This window comes from Amycolatopsis sp. NPDC033938 (assembly GCF_055575975.1).
The window spans coordinates 389162-408031 of record NZ_JBVIRO010000002.1; the positions used below are offsets into that span (position 1 = coordinate 389162).

An 18870-nucleotide genomic window follows, 5' to 3' on the forward strand; every position below is an offset into this window, starting at 1 on the left:
TCAGACGCTGCGCAGCACCGAGACCACGACCCCGAGCACGGCCGCGCGATCCCCGTCGATGACGTCGTAGGCGGGGTTGCGCGGTTCGAGGTACACGTGGCCGTCGCGACGGCGGTACACCTTGACCGTGGCCTCCTCGTCGATCATCGCGGCGACGATCTGGCCGGAATGCGCCTCCTGCTGCTGCTTCACCACGACGATGTCGCCGTCGCAGATCGCCGCGTCGATCATCGAATCACCACGCACCCGCAGCCCGAAGACGTTCCCGCGACCGGTAAGTTCACGCGGAAGGGTCATCACGTCGTCGACGTGCTCGACGGCCGAGATGGGCGTTCCCGCGGCGATGTCACCGACGACGGGAACCGGCACGGAGTCCTCTGTGGATTGTGGCGACCGGGTGCCGTGCAGGAACGCGCGTACGTCGATGGGCCGGGAAATCGAGCTGCTGCGGCGGAGAAAACCCTTCTCCTCCAAGGCCGCCAGATGCTTCGACACCGAGGACGTCGACCGCAGCCCGACCGCTTCGCCGATCTCACGCGTGCTCGGCGAGTATCCGTGCTCGACCACCCATTCGCGGATGGTCAGCAGGATCTTCTGCTGGCGCTCCGGCAGGGAAGCGGCTTCCTCGAACACGTCAAGATCGTGGTAGGCGGTCATCCGCGGAATGGTAGTTCGTGCACCGCGGCCGCGATCGCCGCGGTGTCCCAATAGAACGGCCACACCTCGGTGATGTGCCCCTCCTCGACGGTGATCGTCTGCAGGATCGGGAAGTCCAGTTCACGGCCGGTGGCCCTGGCCCGGACGTGCACCTCGGTCAAAACGACCAGCGGGCTTTTCCCGCTCAAGAAGCTCTGCTCCACCATGTCGAAGACGTCCCAGGTCTCGTTCATGGCGAGGAAGAACCGCTCCATGCCTTCGTGGCCGCGCCAGATTCCGCCGTATGGCAGGCCATCCGCCTGATGCAGTACCACATCGGGGGAGAAGAACGGGGCGAGCGGCGCGAAAGACGCCTTACCGGGACCGCCCGCGGTGAAGTAGGCGGCTTCCGCCGCGTACATGCCTTTGAGTACGGACAGGGCATCGAGTGTTCTGGTCACGGTCACCACCGTGGACCACGGCGCGCGCGGGTGCTGGCGGTTATCCGCCGTGAAGATCGGCCGGATGGTCGCCCGGCGGGGCCGAAAGACCGATCCCGCCGCCATTTTCCGTCCGCTTGACTCGATCGTATGAACATGAAGATCACGGCGGCGGCGCTCGTCGCCGCGACGGCGACGGTCGCACTGGCCGGATGCGGTCTCAAGGAAGGCCTGACCGAAAAGGCGAACGGTCACGTCAAGACCGTCGGCTACCCGACCGGCGCGGAAGGCAAGCGGGACGAGAACGCCCGGCTGCCGGAGTGGGTACCGGACAAGGCGGCGTCGGTCACCGAGGTCATCCGGACCACCGGTTCGGAGCGGCTCCTGCGGTTCACCGGCGGGGAACTGCCCGACCTCTGCGTGCCGGGCCCCGCCGCGCCTCAGGCGGCCACGCTGGTCGCCCCGTGGTGGCCGCGAGGCCAGGAAAGCCGGACCGACAAGGTCTGCGGTGAATGGCATGTGCTCGTCCAGGACGGCGCTGTCTACGCGTTCAAACCGGAAACGCTGGTGAGCCCCAGGTCCTGAGCCGCGTCGGCAGACAGCGCTTGCCAGGTCCGTGCCAGCGCGGTGTGCGTCACCTGCCAGGGAGCCGCGACAGCATCTGAAAGGTCATTTCAGTCGCGATTCACGAGGGGTAACCATGCACACTCCGGTCACGATCATCGGTGCCGGACTCGGGGGCCTCACCCTCGCCAGGGTGCTGCACGTTCACGGGATTCCGGCCGTCGTCCACGAGGGGGAACCCTCGCCGATGGCCCGGTCACAGGGCGGGATGCTCGACATCCACGACTACAACGGTCAGCTCGCCGTCGAGGCGGCAGGCCTGATGGACGAGTTCCGCGGGCTGATCCTGGAAGGCCGCCAGGCACTGCGCGTCCTCGATTCGGACGGGACCGTCCTGTTCGAGAAGGGCGACGACGGTACGGGTGGCCGTCCCGAGGTCTACCGCGGCGAACTGCGGCAGATGCTGCTCGACTCGCTTCCGGACGGCACCGTGCGGTGGGCGAGCAAAGCCGTCGGGGCGCGGGCACTGGACGACGGCCGCCACGAAGTGACCTTCGCCGACGGCAGCACCACCGTCACCGGTCTCCTGGTCGGCGCCGACGGCGCTTGGTCACGGGTGCGGCCGCTGCTCACGGACGCCACCCCGGAGTACACCGGCACGTCCGTCGTCGAGACCTATCTGTTCGACGCCGACACCCGGCACGTCGCCGCGGCCAAGGCGGTCGGCGGCGGTTCGATGTTCGGGAACGGGGCCACGCCGGGCAAGAGCATCAACGCCCACCACGAGCGGGGTGACACCTTGCACGCCTACGTGGAGATCACCGAACCGCTGGACTGGTTCGAGGCCATCGACTTCACCGACACCGCCGCGGCCACCGCGCGGATCGCGCGCGAGTTCGACGGCTGGGCACCGGAACTCGTCGCGCTGATCACCGAAAGCGACATCGCGCCGATCCATCGTCCGTTCTTCGCCCTGCCGACCGGGCGTCGATGGGACCGGGTGCCGGGGGTGACCCTCGTCGGCGACGCCGCGCATCTCGGGGCACCGAACGGGGAAGGCGCCAACCTGGCGATGCTCGACGGCGCCGAACTCGGCAAGGCCCTCGCCGCCCGTCCCGGCGACGTCGAAGCCGCGCTCGCCGAATACGAGGAGGCCATGTTCACGCGCTGGGAAACCCCGCTCGACGCGGACTTCCTCATCGAGAGCCTGTTCGGTGACGAGGTCCCCGCACGGCTGCTCGATCTGTTCGGGGACCGGGATCACGCGTCCTGAACCTCGGTCGATGGGTGGAGCTCGAGCATCGCGGCGGCGATCCCGTCGGCGGCCGCGGCGGGATCGCCGCCGCGGCCTGTTCGAGATGGTTAACTGGAAACCATGCTGGTGGGAGCGCACGAGGTCGAGGCATTCGAAGCGGCGAGGGCGCGGCTGGAGGCGATCGCGTACCGCCTGCTGGGGTCGGCGAGCGACGCCGAGGACGCGGTGCAGGACACCTACCTGCGCTGGCAGTCCGCCGACCGGGAGCTGATCGAGACGCCAGAGGCATGGCTGACGAAGGTGCTCACCAACCTCTGTCTCAACCGGCTCACCTCGGCGCGGGCCAGGCGGGAAACCTATGTGGGCCAGTGGCTTCCCGAGCCGGTCTTCGCCGGGGACCGGATGCTCGGCCCGTCCGAGACCGTCGAGCAGCGTGAGTCGGTCTCGATCGCGATGCTCACCCTGATGGAACGGCTGTCGGCCAAGGAACGCGTCGTCTACGTGCTGCGCGAGGCGTTCGGTTACTCGCACGGCGAGATCGCCGAGGTCCTCGACCTCACCGAGTCGAACTGTCAGCAGATCTACCGCCGTGCCAAGCAGCACCTGGCCGCCGACCGGCGCCGGGTCGAGGTCGACGCGGACGCGGCCCGCAAGATCGTCGAGGAGTTCCTCGCCGCGGCACTCAGCGGCAGGACCGACTCACTGGTGCGCATGCTGACCGACGACGCGATCCACGCGGGCGACGCCGGTGGGGTGTTCTTCTCGCTGCCGCGGCCGATCACCGGTGCGCTCCGGGTGGCGAGGTTCCTGCGCGGGCTGTTCCGGCCCAGTGCGGCCAGATGGGAGCTGATCGGCGGACGGCCCGTCCTGTTCGCCGCGGTCGCCAACGGGATGCCCTCGCTGGTGCTGACGGTCGGAGGCCGGGTCGTCATCGTCCTCACCCTCGACGTGACCACCGACGGCATCGCGGCCGTCCACACCCAGGCGAACCCCGCCAAACTCGATCGCGCGGCCCGCCAATGGGCCGCCTCGGACCGCGGGGAGCCGCTCACCGACAACTGGTGACCTGGATCACAACTCGCGTCTGTCAGGTTTCGTGCCGCTGTCCGGTTCAGGAAGCGAACACCGACCAGACAGGAGCGAGACCATGAAGCACCGCATCGTCGTCCTCGGGGCCGGATACGCCGGAGCCAACGCCGCCGGGCGCCTTGCCAAGCGGCTGCACCCCGCCGACACCGAGATCACCCTCGTCAACGCCGACCCCGAGTTCGTCGAGCGTGTCCGCATGCACCAGCTGGCGACCGGCCAGGACCTGAAGCCCCGCGCGCTGACCGACGTCTTCGCGGGCACGGGCGTGCGGGTGCGGATCGCCAGGGTCGCCGCCGTCGACGCCGAGCGCAAGACCGTCGCCCTCGCCGATGGTTCCGGCGAGATCGCCTACGACACACTCGTCTACGCCCTCGGCAGCACCGCCGCCGAGCACGGCGTTCCCGGCGTCGCCGAGCACGCGCACCACATCGCCGGCAAGCAGTCCGCGCTGCGGCTGCGTGCGCGGCTGGCCGGCCTCGGCGCGGGCGGCACCGTGCTCGTCGTCGGTGGTGGCCTCACCGGCATCGAGGCCGTCACCGAGATCGCCGAAGCCCGGCCGGACCTCGAAGTCGCACTCGCCGCCCGCGGCGGCCTCGGCGACTGGCTGAACGAGAAGGCGCGGCGCCACCTGCGCGAGGTGATCGACCGGCTCGGCATCACCGTGCACGAGCACACCGGCGTCGCGAACGTCGGGCCGGACGGCGCGGTCACCGTCGACGGCCGCGAGATCCCGGCCCAGGTGACCGTCTGGACGGCGGGCTTCGTCGTCCACCCCATCGCCGCGGCCACGACCCTGGAGGTTTCCGCGACCGGGCAGATCGTCGTCGACGAGACCATGCGGTCGGTCTCGCACCCCGACGTGTACGCCGTCGGCGATGCCGCGTTCGCTCCGGGCGGGAACGGCGACACCTTGCGGATGTCGTGCGCTTCGGGAGTTCCCACGGCCTATCAGGCGGCCGAGGCCATCGCCGCCCGGCTGACCGGAGGCCCGATTCCCCCGAACAAGATCGGCTACACCGCTCAGTGCGTCAGTCTCGGTCGCCGCGACGCCGTCGTGCAGTGGGTGACCCCGGACGACAAGCCCAAACCGTCCGCGGTCACCGGCAAGACGGCCGCACGGCTGAAGGAGATGATCTGCAAGGCCGCCGCCTGGAGCGTCTCGCACCCGACGTCGATGCTTCCCGCGCGTCGCCGCCGCATCGTCCAGGCCGAAGAGCCCGTCAGCGTCTGACCACCCGCCCTGCCGAACAAAGGAACGATCATGATCCTGATCACCGGAGCGAACGGCGTCGTGGGACGTCAGGTGATGAATACGGTGCTGAACCAAGGAATCGACGTCGCCGCGGTGACGCGTGGCGACGGGTCCGGGCTCCCCGGCGCCGCGAGAATCGTTACCGGGGACCTGTTTCGCCCTGGCTGGATCGAAACGGCGCTGGAAGGCGTCGAAGCGATCCAGATCAGTCCGCGGGCGACCGGCCCCGGCCTCGAAGAGCTGCTGAAGCTGGCGGCCGGACGGGGGGTGCGGCGGGCGGTGCTGCTGTCGGCCACCACCGTCGAGTACCCGGCAGGGGAGGCGCGTTTCGCCGCCCAGTTCAAGAAAGCCGAAGAACTCGTCACCCGCTGCGGTCTGGAGTGGACGGTTCTGCGCCTGGCGGACTTCGACGCCAACGCGCTGGCCTGGGTGCCACAGCTTCAGGCGGGTGACGTGGTGCGCGGCGCGTACGGACGGGCGGCCACCTCCCCGATCCACGAAACCGACATCACCGCGGTCGCCGCGCGAGCCCTCCTCGGCGATCTCCCGGCCGCGTCGGTGTACACGCTGACCGGCCCGGGATCGGTGGACCAGCACGAAAAGGTGCGGCTCATCGGCGCGGCCGCCGGCCGGGAACTGTCCTTTCAGGAGCTTCCGCCCGAGCGAGTGCGCCAGGGGATGCTCGCGCAGGGACTGCCCGAGGAGGTCCCCGCCCGCCTGCTCGGTTCCCTCGCCGACTACAGCGAACGCCCCGGGCCCACGACCGGCACGGTGGAAGACCTCCTGGGACGGCCCGCGCTCACCTTCGCCGACTGGGCGCGCGACAACGCGCCGGCCTTTCAGGCGCGGCGTCGCCGGAGTGCTTGAACGCTCGTCCTAAGCCGCCGGGCGGCCCGCCCCGGCGTAGTCGTCGCCCTGCTTCCGGTAGGTGTGCACCTGCACCGCCTGTCCGGTCTGCGGGGCGTCGATCATCTGCTGGTTCCCGATGTACAGCCCGACGTGGTGGATCTTCGTGTTCGGTTCGCCGTAGAAGATCAGGTCGCCCAGCTGGGGATCGGTCACCTTGGTCACGCTGTGGTACTGCGTGTGGGCGGTGCGCATGAGCTTGACGCCGGCACTGGCGTACGCGGCGGTGGTCAGGCCGGAGCAGTCGAAACCGGGGTCGCCGCCGCCGGTGCCGTTTCCGCCCCAGACGTAGGGCAGGCCGATCTTGTCGATGGCGAAGTTGACCGCGCTGAGCGCCGCGGCGTTCGGCGGCTGCGGGCTCTGGCCGACCGTGCCGTAGACGTTCACCGTCGCGAGCGTGCGGTGCATCAGCAGCGGCGCGGGCTGCAGCGTGCTCACCGCGTTCCACCAGGTCTGCCCCTGGCCGAGATCGCGGCCGCCCGCGCACAGCGCCCGGCCGGCGGTGAGCGTGGCGTCGTCGATGTTCTGCGGATCCGGTTTGCCGCCGCTCGCCGAGGCCTGGAACCGGCTCCAGATCGCGGGCGCCAGCTGTAGCGGGCCGCTCGCGTTCTGGACCGACACGACCTTGTTGTAGAAGTCGCGGACCTCGATCATCCCGATCGGCACGGTCATCACGCCGTCGGCGTTGATACTCGAACCGGTGGCCCGGCCGTGGTCCGACGCGATCTTCCCGAGCGCCGCCAACGTCACCCACGACAGCCGGCAGCCCGGCGTTTCCTTGCTCAGCGCCACGGTGGTCTTCGCGTAGCCGGTCATCGCGCGCAGCGGGATGTCGAGCCAGCCGCTGGTCTTCGACACCCAGGCGTCGAACTCCTGCCCCATCTGCTGCGGGACCTTCGGCTGTTCCTTCGGCATCTCCGCGGGGGCCGACGACGGCGGCGCGGACGGGACCGAGGACTGGACGGCGGCGGCTTCCGGCTTGGTGTCGTCCTTCGGCGCGAAGGTGATGGCGGCGACCAGTGCGGCGCCCGCGACGACGACCGCGGCGACGATCACCGGAAGTCTGCGGCGGCGGGAGGTTTCCTGTTCCATCAGCGGCCGCCGATGATACGGCCGAGAACGAAGTCGCGGAAGGCCTCGACGTCGGTGGTCAGCGCGACGTCGATGACACGTCCCGGTACAGCTTGCGGATCGGTGCTTCGCAGCCTTCGCCGGTCGACGAGGGTCGCCCCGCGCGCGGGGCCGAAGCCGCAATCGACGTCCACCGGATACGACTCGGTGTCGAGGATGCCCGGCCGGATCGCCTCGGCGACCGCGACCGCGTCGTGCATGACCATCCCCGGGAAACCGAGGATCGGGCTGTAGTGCTCGACGTAGGTGGGGGTGAGCCCTTCGAGTGCCGCGCCGAGCGGGCCGGACGCGGCGAGTTTGCCCAGCCAGGTGGTGTCGACCGTGCACTGATGCGTGATGTCCAGCGGGACCAGCACCGTCGGGACGTCCTCGTCGGCCAGCACCCGGCGCGCGGCCTCGGGATCGCTCCAGATGTTGAACTCGGCGGCCGTGGTGGAGTTCCCCTTGGTCACGCCGCCGCCCATGATGACGAGGCGGCCGATCTTCTCGCGCAGTTCCGGATGGGCGGCCAGCAGCAGCGCGATATTCGTGAGCGGGCCGATCGGGGCGATGGTCACCGGTTCGTCGGCGGCTTCCAGCAGATCCGCCAGCAGGCGGACGGCGCCGCGTTCGTCGAGCGGGCGCGTCGCCTCCGGCAGCAGGCCGGCGTGCCCGGACAGGCCGTCCTGGCCGTGGACGAAACCGGCGGCTTTGGCGTTGTCGTAGACCAGCGGCCGCGCCGCGCCGGCGGCGACGGGCACGTCGTCCCGGCCGAACAGCCGCAGCAGACGCCGCGCGTTGGCGGTGGTGTGGCTCAGCGGGACGTTGCCGAACACCGTGGTCACGCCCAGCAGGTCGACGTCGTCGGACCGCGCGGCGAGCGCCAGCGCGAAAGCGTCGTCGACCCCGGGGTCGGTGTCGATGATCAGCTTGGTGCCCATACGCGTGCTCCCCTTTGCGGTCAGCGGCCTGATCACAGGTTACGGTCACCGGTATGACGTCCATGTGGGGTGCGCCCGCGTTGTCGAGGCTCCGCGCCTGGGGCCAGGCCCGTCGCGACCCGAGGCAGGCGAAGTTCCTGACCGCGGATTCGCTGCGCTGGGTGCTGCGAAACCGCGCTTACACACCTTGGTACCTGGTCCGGTACTGGCGGCTGCTCAAGTTCCGGATCGCCAATCCGCACATCATCCTGCGCGGCATGGTGTTCCTCGGCAAGGACGTCGAGATCCACTGCCGTCCCGGCTACGGGCGGCTGGAGATCGGCCGCTGGGTCCACATCGGCGACGGCAACGCGATCCGCTGCCACGAGGGTTCGCTGCGCATCGGCGACAAAGCCGTGTTCGGCCGCCAGAACGTGCTCAACGGCTACCTCGACATCGAACTCGGCGCGGCCACGCTCGTCGCGGACTGGGTCTACATCTGCGACTTCGACCATGTCACCACCGACATCACCGTCCCGATCAAGGACCAGGGCATCGTGAAATCGCCGGTGCGGATCGGTCCGGACACCTGGATCGGCACCAAGGTCTCCGTGCTCAAGGGCACCAGGGTCGGCCGCGGCTGTGTCCTCGGCGCGCACGCCGTGGTGCGGGGCGACATCCCGGACTACTCGATCGCCGTCGGCTCGCCGGCCCGCGTGGTGCGGAACCGGCAAGACGACTACGCCGCCGACGCCGCGCGTCGCGAAGCCGTCGCGGACATGGCGCGGAAGGCGAACAAGGCGCTTCAGAAGACCCTGGGCGTCGACAGCTAGCCGCGTAGCTGCTCCCGGACCTCCATGAGCGCGAAGCCCAGCAGGTTCTGCCCGCGCCAGTAGTCGGGGCGCGTGGCGTTCTTGTCGTCACGGGCGACGCCGCTACCCCAGATCAGGTCCATCTTGGACGCCTCGACGATCACCTTGTCGCCCGTGCTCAGCAGGAACTCGCGCAGTTCGGCGTGCTGGCGGAACTTCTCCAGGTTCCCGTCGACGACGATGTCGAAGCGGTGCCGTTCCCATTTCTCCGCGTCGAAGTTCGCCACCTCGCGGCCGAGGATCTTGGCGGTCTTGGGGTCCGGCGCCTCCCGGATCGCCCGTGCGGCGTCGTAATCGCCGAACAGTTCGGCCTTGCCCGCCATCATGTAGTGCTCGGCCGTCGGGTAACGCTCGCCGCCCGCGACGAACGGCGCCACCCACCACTGGCTCAGGCAGGCGGCGTTGATCCGGCCGCTCTTGAGCGGGGTGTGGCCGTAGAAGAGCTGGTACCCGGGCTCCGCGCCACTGTGGACCAGCTCGCGCAACGCATCGAGACTCCGGACTCCGTCGACCTTGCTCACCATGACGACCAGTGGACCACAGACCACCGACAACCCGTGCACTGGACTGGAGACCACTCTCCGTCGTGGCCCGGGGTGGTCAGTACATTCAGCATTCGTGCAAGGGATCGAAACGGTGAGCGCCCGAACGGTCGAAGAGGCCGCGAAACGACTGGCCGGGGTGGTGACCCGCACGCCGCTCGAACCGAACGAGCGGCTCTCGGCGCGGGTCGACGCCCGGGTCTGGCTCAAACGCGAAGATCTCCAGACCGTGCGCTCGTACAAGATCCGCGGCGCGTACAACTTCATCGTCCAGCTCGACGTGGACAAGCGGGAACGCGGCGTCGTCTGCGCGAGCGCGGGGAACCACGCGCAGGGCGTCGCGTACGCGTGCCGCCGTCTCGGCGCGAACGGCCGCGTCTACGTCCCCGGCACGACTCCCCGGCAGAAGCGCGAGCGGATCGCGACCTTGGGCGGTTCGCATATCGAGGTCATCGTCGTCGGCGAGACCTACGAAGACGCCTTCACCGCCGCGAAGCAGGACGCCGAAAGCACCGGCGCGACGCTGGTCCCCGCGTTCGACGCGCCGGAGACGGTCGCCGGACAGGGCACGGTCGCGATGGAGGTCGTCGCGCAGCTCGGCTTCGTCCCGGACGTCATGGTGGTGCCGGTCGGCGGCGGCGGGCTGCTCGCGGGTATCGCCGCGTGGGCCGCCGAACGCGCGCCGGAGATGCGGATCGTCGGCGTCGAACCGGCGGGCGCGGCCTGTATGGCCGCCGCGCTGGCCGCCGGTGAGCCGGTGCGGCTCGAAGCCGTCGACACGTTCGTCGACGGCGCCGCGGTCGCGCTGGCGGGGTCGGTGACGTATCCGCTGGTCCGCGACGGCGGGGTCGAACTCACCGAGGTCGCCGAGGGCGCGATCTGCACGGAAATGCTCGCGATGTACCAGTCCGACGGCGTGATCGCCGAACCCGCGGGCGCGCTCGCGACCGCGGCGCTCGGCACGACGGTGAAGATCGATCCGGGCCAGATCGTGGTGTGCGTCGTCTCCGGCGGGAACAACGACGTCAGCCGCTACGGCGAAGTGCTCGAACGGTCGCTGATCCACGAAGGACTGAAGCACTACTTCCTGGTGGGGTTCCCGCAGGAGCCCGGCGCGCTGCGGCGGTTCCTCGACGAGGTCCTCGGCCCGGACGACGACATCACGCGGTTCGAGTACGTGAAGCGCAACAGCCGCGAGACCGGGCCGGCGCTGATCGGGATCGAACTCGCGCGGCCCGGTGACCTGGAAGGGTTGCTGCACCGGCTGGAGGTGAGCCCGCTGCAGGTGGAGCGGGTGGAACCGGGCAGCCCCCTCTTCCACTTCCTGGTCTAGACGCGGGGCTGGCGGAAGGCGGCCAGGTGTGCCCGCGCCCAGTCGGCGAACGGCCGCGCGTCGCGGCCGGTGAGGTCCCGGACGGCGGAGGTCACCGCGGAGTCGTCGAACTCGCCGTCGGCGAAGAAGCGGAAGAACGCGTCGACGTACTTCTCCGGCATTTCCGCGCTCATCTTCACCCTGGCTTCCTCATCCGGAAGCGGGGACAGCCGCAGGTCTCGCCCCAGCAGTTCGCCCAGGACCCGCAGCCGCTCGGCGGGCCGAAGCGCCTCCGGTCCCGTGATCGCGTACGCCCGCCCTTCGTGCCCCGGCGTGGTCAGGGACTCCGCCGCGACGGCCGCGATGTCGTAGGGATCGATCGTCGCCACCGGCACGTTCGCGAACGGCTCGCGGACGACGTCGCCCTCCTTCAGCTGCGGGATCCACTGCAGCGTGTTCGACATGAACCCGCTCGCCCGCAGGAACGTCCAGGCCAGCTCCGACGCGCGTACTGACGCCTCGGCGGCCATGTGCATCCCGGCGACGGCGTTGTCCTCGCGGCCGCCGACGACCGACCGCGACGAGAGCAGCGTGACCTGCTCGACGCCCGCGTCCCGCATCGCCGCGAGCGCACCCGGCATGTCGTCGTAGCCGCCGAGCAGGAAGACCGCGCGCACGCCCTCCAGCGCGGGTTTCAGGCTCGCCGGATCGTTGAGATCGCCCGGCACGCCTTCGACGCCGTCGGGCAGCGGCCGCGGCGTGCGGACCAGCGCCCGGACGGGATGTCCGCCTCGGGACAGTATTCCGGTCAGTTCCGAGCCGACGTTCCCGCCCGCTCCGGTCACCAAGATCATTCGGTTCTCCCCAGTGTGGTGGCCGCTGTCACCGGCGGCGGCCGTCGTCGGCAACCCTGCCAGGGAGATCGAGAGGGCTCAAGGCGCTTTGGGCACCGCCGGGTACGGGACGAAGGTGCTGGTGTTCTCGTCCACGGTCAGCTGCTTGCCGATCGTCGGGAACGCGCGCTGTGTGCAGGCCGGGCGTTCGCAGACTTTGCAACCCATGCCGATCGGCGTCGCCGCGGCACGGTCGTCGAGGTCGAGACCGGTCGAATAGATGAGCCGTTTCGCGTGCCGTAATTCGCAGCCGAGCCCGACGGTGAACGTCTTCCCGGGACTGCCGTAGCCGCCGATGTTGCGGGACACCGTCCGCGCGACCCAGAAATAGCTCTTGCCGTCCGGCAGGGTCGCGATCTGGGTGAGGATCTTGCCGGGCTGGGTGAACGCCTCGTAGATGTTCCACAGTGGACAGGCGCCACCCACGCGGGAGAAGTGGAAACCGGCCGCGGATTGGCGTTTCGACATGTTCCCCGCCCGGTCGACGCGCACGAACGAGAACGGCACGCCGCGGTTCTTCGGTCGCTGCAAGGTCGAAAGCCGGTGGCAGACGGTCTCGAAGCCGACGCCGAAGTGGTCGCACAGCCGCTCGATGTCGTAGCGGAAGCGCTCCGCCGAGGACAGGAACGGTCCATAGGGGAGGATCAGCGCGCCCGCGAAGTAGTTCGCCAGCCCGACCCTCGCCAGCGAACGCGCCGCCGGGCCGGAGAACGCCCACGAGTCGGCGAGTTCGGTGATCAGGTCGTCGTATTCGAGCAGCGCGATCTGCGAGGCCATCCGGAACGCCTGCTGCCCGACGCGCAGGCTCGGTGCCAGTCGCAGCACCCTCGGCCCCGGTTCGTACCGGTGCTGCTCGCCGTTGGACTCGTCGATGCCCTCGTTGGTGACGTCGACGCCGTAGCGCTGGGTCAGCGTCTCCTTCAGTGCCGCGAGCACCTGGCCGCGTTGCAACGGGATGTCGTGCGCCATCCGTTCGGCGCGTTCGTCCAGCTCGGCGACGTAGTTCTCCCGTTCGTAGAAGAAGTCACGGACCTCTTCGTGCGGCAGGGCGGTGGCTGCGCTGCCATGCAGGCCGAGGCCGTTTTCCGTGGTCAGCGCGGCGGTGTTCTCGACGGCGTTGCGATAGCTGCGGTGCAGTTTGACCAGGGCCTGGGCGATCGTCGGCAGGTTCGTGGCGAGGTCGTTCAGCTCGCTGGTGGTGACGTCCACGCCGAGGACCTCGTCGAGCAGCGCTTCCTTGACGTCCGCGACCAGCCGCGCGGTGTCGTTGTTCGCGAAGAACTCGGTGTCCACTCCGAACGCTTGCGTGATGCGAAGCAGCACCGGGACGGTCAACGGACGTGAGTTGTGCTCGATCTGATTGAGGTAACTGGGTGAGATCTCCAGCACACGAGCCAGATCGGCCTGGCTCATCGACCGGCTTTCGCGCAGATGCCGAAGCTTCGCTCCGGCGAAGGTTTTGTCCACGCAGGCCTCTCTGTCCGCAAGGTTTCCGGGCCTGAACGATTCAGTGAACGGTTAAGCCCGTGATTTTTCGTCCTGCTTGCGAACCAGCGATTCGCAACCTTTGCAGAATGCTACGGAAGCTTCGCAGAAATTGGCAAATTGGAGGCCTGGATCGGGTTTCCCCTGTCGTGTCAGGGTCTGGTCAGGCAAGGCGATCACTCGCAAACTTCGCAACACCGGGAGAATCCGATGACTGAGCACGCGCAGCAGCTGGAGCAGGCGGCCGCCGAACTGACCAAGCAGTGGGAGAACGACCCCCGCTGGGCGGGCGTGCAGCGGTCGTACTCCGCGGCTGACGTGGTCAAGCTGCGCGGCAGCGTGGTCGAAGAGCACACGCTGGCCCGTCGCGGCGCCGAGAAGCTGTGGGACCTCCTGCACACCGAGGACTACATCCACGCGCTGGGCGCCCTGACCGGTAACCAGGCCGTGCAGCAGGTCCGCGCCGGCCTCAAGGCCATCTACCTGTCCGGCTGGCAGGTCGCCGCCGACGCCAACCTCTCCGGCCAGACCTACCCGGACCAGAGCCTCTACCCGGCCAACTCGGTGCCCGCCGTCGTCCGCCGCATCAACAACGCGCTGGGCCGCGCCGACCAGATCAACTGGGCCGAGGGCAACAACGACATCGACTGGTACGCCCCGATCGTCGCCGACGCGGAGGCGGGCTTCGGTGGCCCGCTCAACGCGTTCGAGCTGATGAAGGGCATGATCGCCGCCGGTGCCGCGGGTGTGCACTGGGAAGACCAGCTCGCGTCCGAGAAGAAGTGCGGCCACCTCGGCGGCAAGGTGCTCATCCCGACCAAGCAGCACGAGCGCACGCTGAACGCCGCCCGCCTCGCCGCGGACGTGCTGAACGTGCCGTCGCTCATCATCGCCCGCACCGACGCCCAGGCCGCGACCCTGCTGACCAGCGACGTCGACGAGCGCGACCAGAAGTACACCACCGGTGAGCGCACCGCGGAGGGCTTCTACACCGTCACCAACGGCATCGACCCCTGCATCGACCGCGGCCTGGCCTACGCCCAGTACGCCGACCTGCTGTGGATGGAGACCTCCAAGCCGGACCTCGAGGTCGCCCGCCAGTTCGCCGAGGCCATCAAGGCGAAGTACCCGGACCAGATGCTGGCCTACAACTGCTCGCCGTCGTTCAACTGGAAGAAGCACCTGGACGACGCGACGATCGCGAAGTTCCAGCGCGAACTCGGCCACATGGGCTACAAGTTCCAGTTCATCACCCTGGCAGGCTTCCACGCGCTGAACTACTCGATGTTCGACCTGGCGCACGGTTACGCCCGCGAAGGCATGACCGCCTACGTCGACCTGCAGGAGCGCGAGTTCGCTTCGGAGGACCGCGGCTACACGGCCACGAAGCACCAGCGCGAGGTCGGCACCGGCTGGTTCGACAACGTCGCGACCGCGCTGAACCCGGCCAGCTCGACCACCGCGCTCGCCGGCTCCACCGAGGCCGAACAGTTCTGATCCCTCGCAAGTAGGTGCCAGGTGGCGGTCTCCCGACCCCCAGCGGGAGACCGCCACCACCTTCCCTCTCCGAACTCTCGCGAAGCCCAGCGGAGGCACACCATGGTTGAGAAGCTGAACTACCGGATCGACGTCTGCGGACCCACCGGTGACCGGTTCGACGAGATCCTCACCCCGGCCGCACTGGACTTCGTGGCCAAACTCGACAACGCGTTCGCCGGCCGTCGCCGCGAGCTGCTCGACGCCCGACGCACCCGCCGCGAGGAGCTGCAGTCCGGTGAGAAGCCGCTGGGCTTCCTTCCCGGGACGCGCTCGATCCGCGAAGACGAAAGCTGGTCGGTCGCCCCGGCCGCGCCCGGTCTCGAAGACCGCCGCGTCGAGATCACCGGCCCGACCGACCGCAAGATGACGGTCAACGCGCTCAACTCCGGCGCGAAGGTCTGGCTCGCCGACTTCGAGGACGCGACCTCGCCGACCTGGCACAACGTGATCGACGGCCAGCTCAACCTGTTCGACGCGATCCGCCGCAACATCGACTTCACCACCGAGGCGGGCAAGCGCTACACGATCGGCGACGAGCCCGCGACGATCGTCGCCCGCCCCCGCGGCTGGCACCTGGTGGAGAAGCACATCCGCATCGACGGCCGCCCGGTTTCGGCGAGCCTGGTCGACTTCGGCCTGTACTTCTTCCACAACGCGCGCCAGCTGCTGGCCCGCGGCAGCGGCCCCTACTTCTACCTGCCGAAGCTCGAAAACCACCTCGAAGCGCGGCTGTGGAACGACGTCTTCCTGCTGGCGCAACGGGAACTCGGTATCCCGCGCGGCACCGTCCGGGCCACCGTGCTGATCGAGACGATCACCGCCGCGTTCGAGATGGAGGAGATCCTCTACGAACTGCGCGAGCACGTCGCCGGGCTCAACGCCGGCCGCTGGGACTACATCTTCAGCGTCATCAAGAACTTCTCCTCGCACGGCGCGGACTTCGTGCTCCCGGACCGCGCGCAGGTGACGATGACCGTCCCGTTCATGCGGGCCTACACCGAACTGCTGGTGCGCACCTGCCACAAACGCGGCGCGCACGCCATCGGCGGCATGGCCGCGTTCATCCCGAGCAAGGACCCGGAGATCAACGCGACCGCGCTGGAGAAGGTCCGCCAGGACAAGGAACGCGAGGCGAACGACGGCTTCGACGGCTCCTGGGTCGCCCACCCCGGTCTGGTCCCGGTCTGCCGCGAGGTGTTCGACGGCGTGCTCGGCGGCTGGCCCAACCAGCTCGGCAAGCTCCGTGAGGACGTCGTCGTCACCGCCGAGGACCTGCTCGACGTCGCCAGCGCGGGCGGCGAGGTCACCGAGGCCGGTGTCCGCGCCAACATCAACGTCGCGCTGCGTTACATCGACGCCTGGCTGCGCGGCACCGGCGCGGCGGCGATCCACAACCTGATGGAGGACGCCGCCACCGCCGAGATCGCCCGCTGCCAGATCTGGCAGTGGATCCGCAACGGCACGAAGCTCGATGACGGCACCGCGCTCACCCACGAACTCGCCGTGTCCTATTTGGACGAAGAGCTGGCCTCGGTGCGCTCCGAACTGGGCGAGGACAACCGGCTCGGCGACGCCTACGAGATCTTCACCGAGACCGCGCTGGGCGAGAAGCTGCCGAGCTTCCTCACCACCGGCGCGTACGCGCGGTACCTGACCACGCACTGAGGAAAGGCTCCGGCCGCCCCTACCTGACGCGGGGCGGCCGGGTTCCACACCGGTTTGGGACGGTGTGGCCCATCGGGTCCGGTGGCGGAGGCTCCCCGCCGCCGGACCCGCTTCACGCGCGCGCTCCTCCGGTGGCGCCTGTCGGGCGCGCGCTGTCCGCGGAGGCCCCGCTCACCCCCACACCGCGGTGAGCGGGGCCTTCGCGGCTTTTCGGCTTCGGTGCGGGTGGTCGTGAGTGGCGACTCGGGTTCTCTTGAGGGGTAAGGCAACGTGTCGTGATTGTGGGCGGCCTGCTTGCCTGGGGCGGGGCTGGCGCGAAGGCGTGTGCTCAGGTACGGGACTCGCGTGCTTGGGTCCCGCACTCGGGTGTTCCGGCTCTGAGCACGCGAGTGCGGGCCACGTCACCCTGGCATCACCCCGCCGAACGCGCCACGTCCGCCTTATACCTCAATGGGGAAATCCCCTCGGCGTATTCGCTAGAAGGCTTCGTGGCGAAGGTGCCTACGCGCGCTACGCGTCTTTAAGTTTGGTGCTCCACGTAGTTTCGGTGCCGCAGTAGTCTGAATATGTGATAGCACACCTGTTCGAGCACGGGTATTGTTGGGGTCGTGGCCAGCGAAAACAGTCCCCAGGTGGTGCGTTCCGAGTGGTGGCGTGCCGATACTGCGACGCTGCACGCCCGCAAACAGGAAATCGAAGTGTTGAAACGTCAGTTGGAGGCGGAGCAGTACGCGATCCTCGCGGAAATCAATTCCCGCGGTATCCGCGGCTGCTCCGGCCATTCCACGCTGGCGGCGATGATCTTCGAAGACTTCCAGGTGACAGACCAGGAAGCCGGAGCCCGGGCCGATCGGGTTCTGGCGTTGCATCCCGGGCCGTCTATCGGCGGAGATCCTGAGCCACCACTGGCGCCGTTGACCGCCGAAGCCGCCGCGGAGGGTGCGATCGGCGGCAGCCAGATCGACGCGATCATCCGCACCCTCGCCCGCATCCCCTCCACGGTGTCGGAGGAGGCGGTGCGGGGTGGGGAGAAGATCCTGGTCGACTTGGCCCGGTGTGCTGGTCCTCGGCAGATCGCCCGCGCCGGACGACGACTCTTGGACAAGCTGGATCCCGACGGCAAAGAGCCCCGGAGTGAGGACCCCAAGGACACCCGGCCGGAGTTACGGTTCGTCAAGCACCGCGACGGAACACTCGGCCTCAAAGCCAGACTCGACCTGGAAACCTATGCGCGGTTGAAGTCCGACCTCGACCCAATGGCCAAACCCCACAAAGCCATCGACGGAGTCCGGGACTCCCGCACCCAGGACGAACGCTACGGGGATGCCTTCACTGACTATGTGCGGCTCAAAACGACGAGCCGGAACCTGCCTGGGCAGGCCGGGGAAGCCACCCACATCCTCGTCACCATGTCCTACGACGACCTGATCCGGGACATCGGTGAAGCACATCTGGATCTGGTCGGGCCGATCAGCGCCACCGACGCCCGCATCCTCGCCTGTGATGCCCGTGTCCGACCCGGCGTCCTGGGCACCGCGGGCGAACCACTCGACATCGGCCGATCGAAACGCACCGTGTCGCTGGCCCAGAAATACGCACTCACCCTCCGCGACGGCGGCTGCGCCTTCCCCGGCTGCGACATGCCCGTACCCCGCTGCACCGCACACCACATCGTCTTCTGGCGACACCACGGCGAAACGAAGATCGACAATCTCGTGCTGCTGTGCACTCGGCATCACCGCTTGATCCACCACAGCGAATGGAAAGTCCAGATCGCCCAAGACGGTCTGCCGGAGTTCACCCCACCCGCTTATCTCGACCCCACCGGGACTCCGAGGCGCAACACCATGCACCTCAGGACATAGACCGACCGACAGGGACAGACCATGCGTGGTGCCTCTGCGGGTCGTGACCGGCACCGTGAAGCGGCCGACCCAGCCGACGGGTCCCTTCGCCGCATCTGTCGCACTGGTCCGGGACACGCGAGCCCGGCGGGCCCACCGGCAACGATTCGCGTACCGACCCGAATCGCCGCTCACGACCACCCGACATACCGGTCACGGACCGCGAATAGGTAGGGGTACCTAGTGATACCCCCGTTGTTTCCCTGGCACGGCGCGCGGATGCTCTGCCCCGGGTGAATTTTCCGCCCGTTTCCCCGAGGAGCCACCATGAAGAAGCAGTTGAGAAGAGTCTTGGCCGCAGCCTTCGCCGTCCTCGCCGTCGTCCTCGCCGCACCGGCGGTGTCCGCCTCGACGGCGGTCTCGGTGCAGCCGGACTGCGTCCGGCCCTGCCACTTCTGATCTTCGCCACCTAGAGCAGACACGGGGGTCGTGCCCCTCGCGACCCGCGACGCTCGTGGAGGGGGCTCCGGGAACCCCGACGCCCGG

General features: G+C 68.8%; 18 protein-coding genes. 11 read left to right on the forward strand and 7 right to left on the reverse strand.

Annotated features, from left to right (window positions below; genetic code table 11):
• Positions 1 to 657 (reverse strand): transcriptional repressor LexA, encoded by a 657-nt coding sequence (gene lexA / locus ACZ5ZX_RS08600; protein WP_465501367.1) that lies wholly within the window; start codon positions 655 to 657, stop codon positions 1 to 3.
• Complete coding sequence (locus ACZ5ZX_RS08605; protein WP_465501368.1) at positions 654 to 1097, reverse strand: nuclear transport factor 2 family protein; 444 nt, start codon at positions 1095 to 1097, stop codon at positions 654 to 656. The genes lexA and ACZ5ZX_RS08605 overlap by 4 nt, the downstream gene beginning before the upstream one ends.
• A gap of 135 nt (positions 1098 to 1232) precedes the next feature.
• On the opposite strand from ACZ5ZX_RS08605, the gene ACZ5ZX_RS08610 reads away from it, so the two are divergent.
• The 5 genes from ACZ5ZX_RS08610 (at position 1233) to ACZ5ZX_RS08630 (ending at position 6103) form a co-directional block, all read left to right on the forward strand.
• Positions 1233 to 1661 (forward strand): hypothetical protein, encoded by a 429-nt coding sequence (locus tag ACZ5ZX_RS08610; RefSeq protein ID WP_465501369.1) that lies wholly within the window; start codon positions 1233 to 1235, stop codon positions 1659 to 1661.
• A gap of 115 nt (positions 1662 to 1776) precedes the next feature.
• Entirely contained in the window at positions 1777 to 2913 is a 1137-nt protein-coding gene (locus ACZ5ZX_RS08615) for an FAD-dependent oxidoreductase (protein ID WP_465501370.1), read from the forward strand.
• Between the two features lie 102 nt (positions 2914 to 3015).
• Positions 3016 to 3960, forward strand: coding sequence for an RNA polymerase sigma factor SigJ (gene sigJ, locus ACZ5ZX_RS08620; protein ID WP_465501371.1), 945 nt, complete (start codon positions 3016 to 3018; stop codon positions 3958 to 3960).
• A gap of 82 nt (positions 3961 to 4042) precedes the next feature.
• Positions 4043 to 5215 (forward strand): NAD(P)/FAD-dependent oxidoreductase, encoded by a 1173-nt coding sequence (locus ACZ5ZX_RS08625; protein ID WP_465501372.1) that lies wholly within the window; start codon positions 4043 to 4045, stop codon positions 5213 to 5215.
• A gap of 30 nt (positions 5216 to 5245) precedes the next feature.
• Entirely contained in the window at positions 5246 to 6103 is an 858-nt protein-coding gene (locus tag ACZ5ZX_RS08630) for an NAD(P)H-binding protein (RefSeq protein WP_465501373.1), read from the forward strand.
• Positions 6104 to 6112: 9 nt separating this feature from the next.
• Here ACZ5ZX_RS08630 and ACZ5ZX_RS08635 read toward each other — a convergent pair whose 3' ends face one another.
• Positions 6113 to 7234 (reverse strand): C40 family peptidase, encoded by a 1122-nt coding sequence (locus ACZ5ZX_RS08635; RefSeq protein ID WP_465501374.1) that lies wholly within the window; start codon positions 7232 to 7234, stop codon positions 6113 to 6115.
• Positions 7234 to 8193, reverse strand: coding sequence for a nucleoside hydrolase (locus ACZ5ZX_RS08640; protein ID WP_465501375.1), 960 nt, complete (start codon positions 8191 to 8193; stop codon positions 7234 to 7236). The genes ACZ5ZX_RS08635 and ACZ5ZX_RS08640 overlap by 1 nt, the downstream gene beginning before the upstream one ends.
• A gap of 53 nt (positions 8194 to 8246) precedes the next feature.
• Here ACZ5ZX_RS08640 and ACZ5ZX_RS08645 point away from each other — a divergent pair, with 53 nt between their 5' ends.
• The gene (locus ACZ5ZX_RS08645; RefSeq protein ID WP_044852646.1) at positions 8247 to 9005 is read left to right on the forward strand and encodes an acyltransferase; all 759 of its coding nucleotides are present in this window, start codon (positions 8247 to 8249) and stop codon (positions 9003 to 9005) included.
• Here ACZ5ZX_RS08645 and ACZ5ZX_RS08650 read toward each other — a convergent pair.
• Positions 9002 to 9568 (reverse strand): NADAR family protein, encoded by a 567-nt coding sequence (locus ACZ5ZX_RS08650; RefSeq protein ID WP_465501376.1) that lies wholly within the window; start codon positions 9566 to 9568, stop codon positions 9002 to 9004. The genes ACZ5ZX_RS08645 and ACZ5ZX_RS08650 overlap by 4 nt on opposite strands.
• A gap of 94 nt (positions 9569 to 9662) precedes the next feature.
• Here ACZ5ZX_RS08650 and ilvA point away from each other — a divergent pair, with 94 nt between their 5' ends.
• Positions 9663 to 10919 (forward strand): threonine ammonia-lyase IlvA, encoded by a 1257-nt coding sequence (gene ilvA / locus ACZ5ZX_RS08655; RefSeq protein WP_465501377.1) that lies wholly within the window; start codon positions 9663 to 9665, stop codon positions 10917 to 10919.
• Here ilvA and ACZ5ZX_RS08660 read toward each other — a convergent pair.
• On the reverse strand, positions 10916 to 11752 hold the full coding sequence (locus tag ACZ5ZX_RS08660; RefSeq protein WP_465501378.1) for an NAD(P)H-binding protein: 837 nt from the start codon (positions 11750 to 11752) through the stop codon (positions 10916 to 10918). The genes ilvA and ACZ5ZX_RS08660 overlap by 4 nt on opposite strands.
• A 78-nt stretch (positions 11753 to 11830) precedes the next feature.
• On the reverse strand, positions 11831 to 13258 hold the full coding sequence (locus ACZ5ZX_RS08665; RefSeq protein ID WP_465501379.1) for a short-chain fatty acyl-CoA regulator family protein: 1428 nt from the start codon (positions 13256 to 13258) through the stop codon (positions 11831 to 11833).
• A 228-nt stretch (positions 13259 to 13486) separates the two neighbouring features.
• Between ACZ5ZX_RS08665 and aceA the strand changes: the two genes are divergently transcribed.
• The 4 genes from aceA (at position 13487) to ACZ5ZX_RS08685 (ending at position 18783) form a co-directional block, all read left to right on the forward strand.
• Positions 13487 to 14773, forward strand: a complete 1287-nt coding sequence (gene aceA, locus ACZ5ZX_RS08670; RefSeq protein ID WP_465501380.1) for an isocitrate lyase — start codon at positions 13487 to 13489, stop codon at positions 14771 to 14773.
• 102 nt (positions 14774 to 14875) lie between these two features.
• The gene (gene aceB / locus ACZ5ZX_RS08675; protein ID WP_465501381.1) at positions 14876 to 16480 is read left to right on the forward strand and encodes a malate synthase A; all 1605 of its coding nucleotides are present in this window, start codon (positions 14876 to 14878) and stop codon (positions 16478 to 16480) included.
• A gap of 608 nt (positions 16481 to 17088) precedes the next feature.
• Positions 17089 to 18345 (forward strand): HNH endonuclease signature motif containing protein, encoded by a 1257-nt coding sequence (locus ACZ5ZX_RS08680; protein WP_465501382.1) that lies wholly within the window; start codon positions 17089 to 17091, stop codon positions 18343 to 18345.
• A 306-nt stretch (positions 18346 to 18651) separates the two neighbouring features.
• Positions 18652 to 18783, forward strand: coding sequence for a hypothetical protein (locus ACZ5ZX_RS08685; protein ID WP_465501383.1), 132 nt, complete (start codon positions 18652 to 18654; stop codon positions 18781 to 18783).
• Positions 18784 to 18870 lie beyond the last annotated feature (87 nt).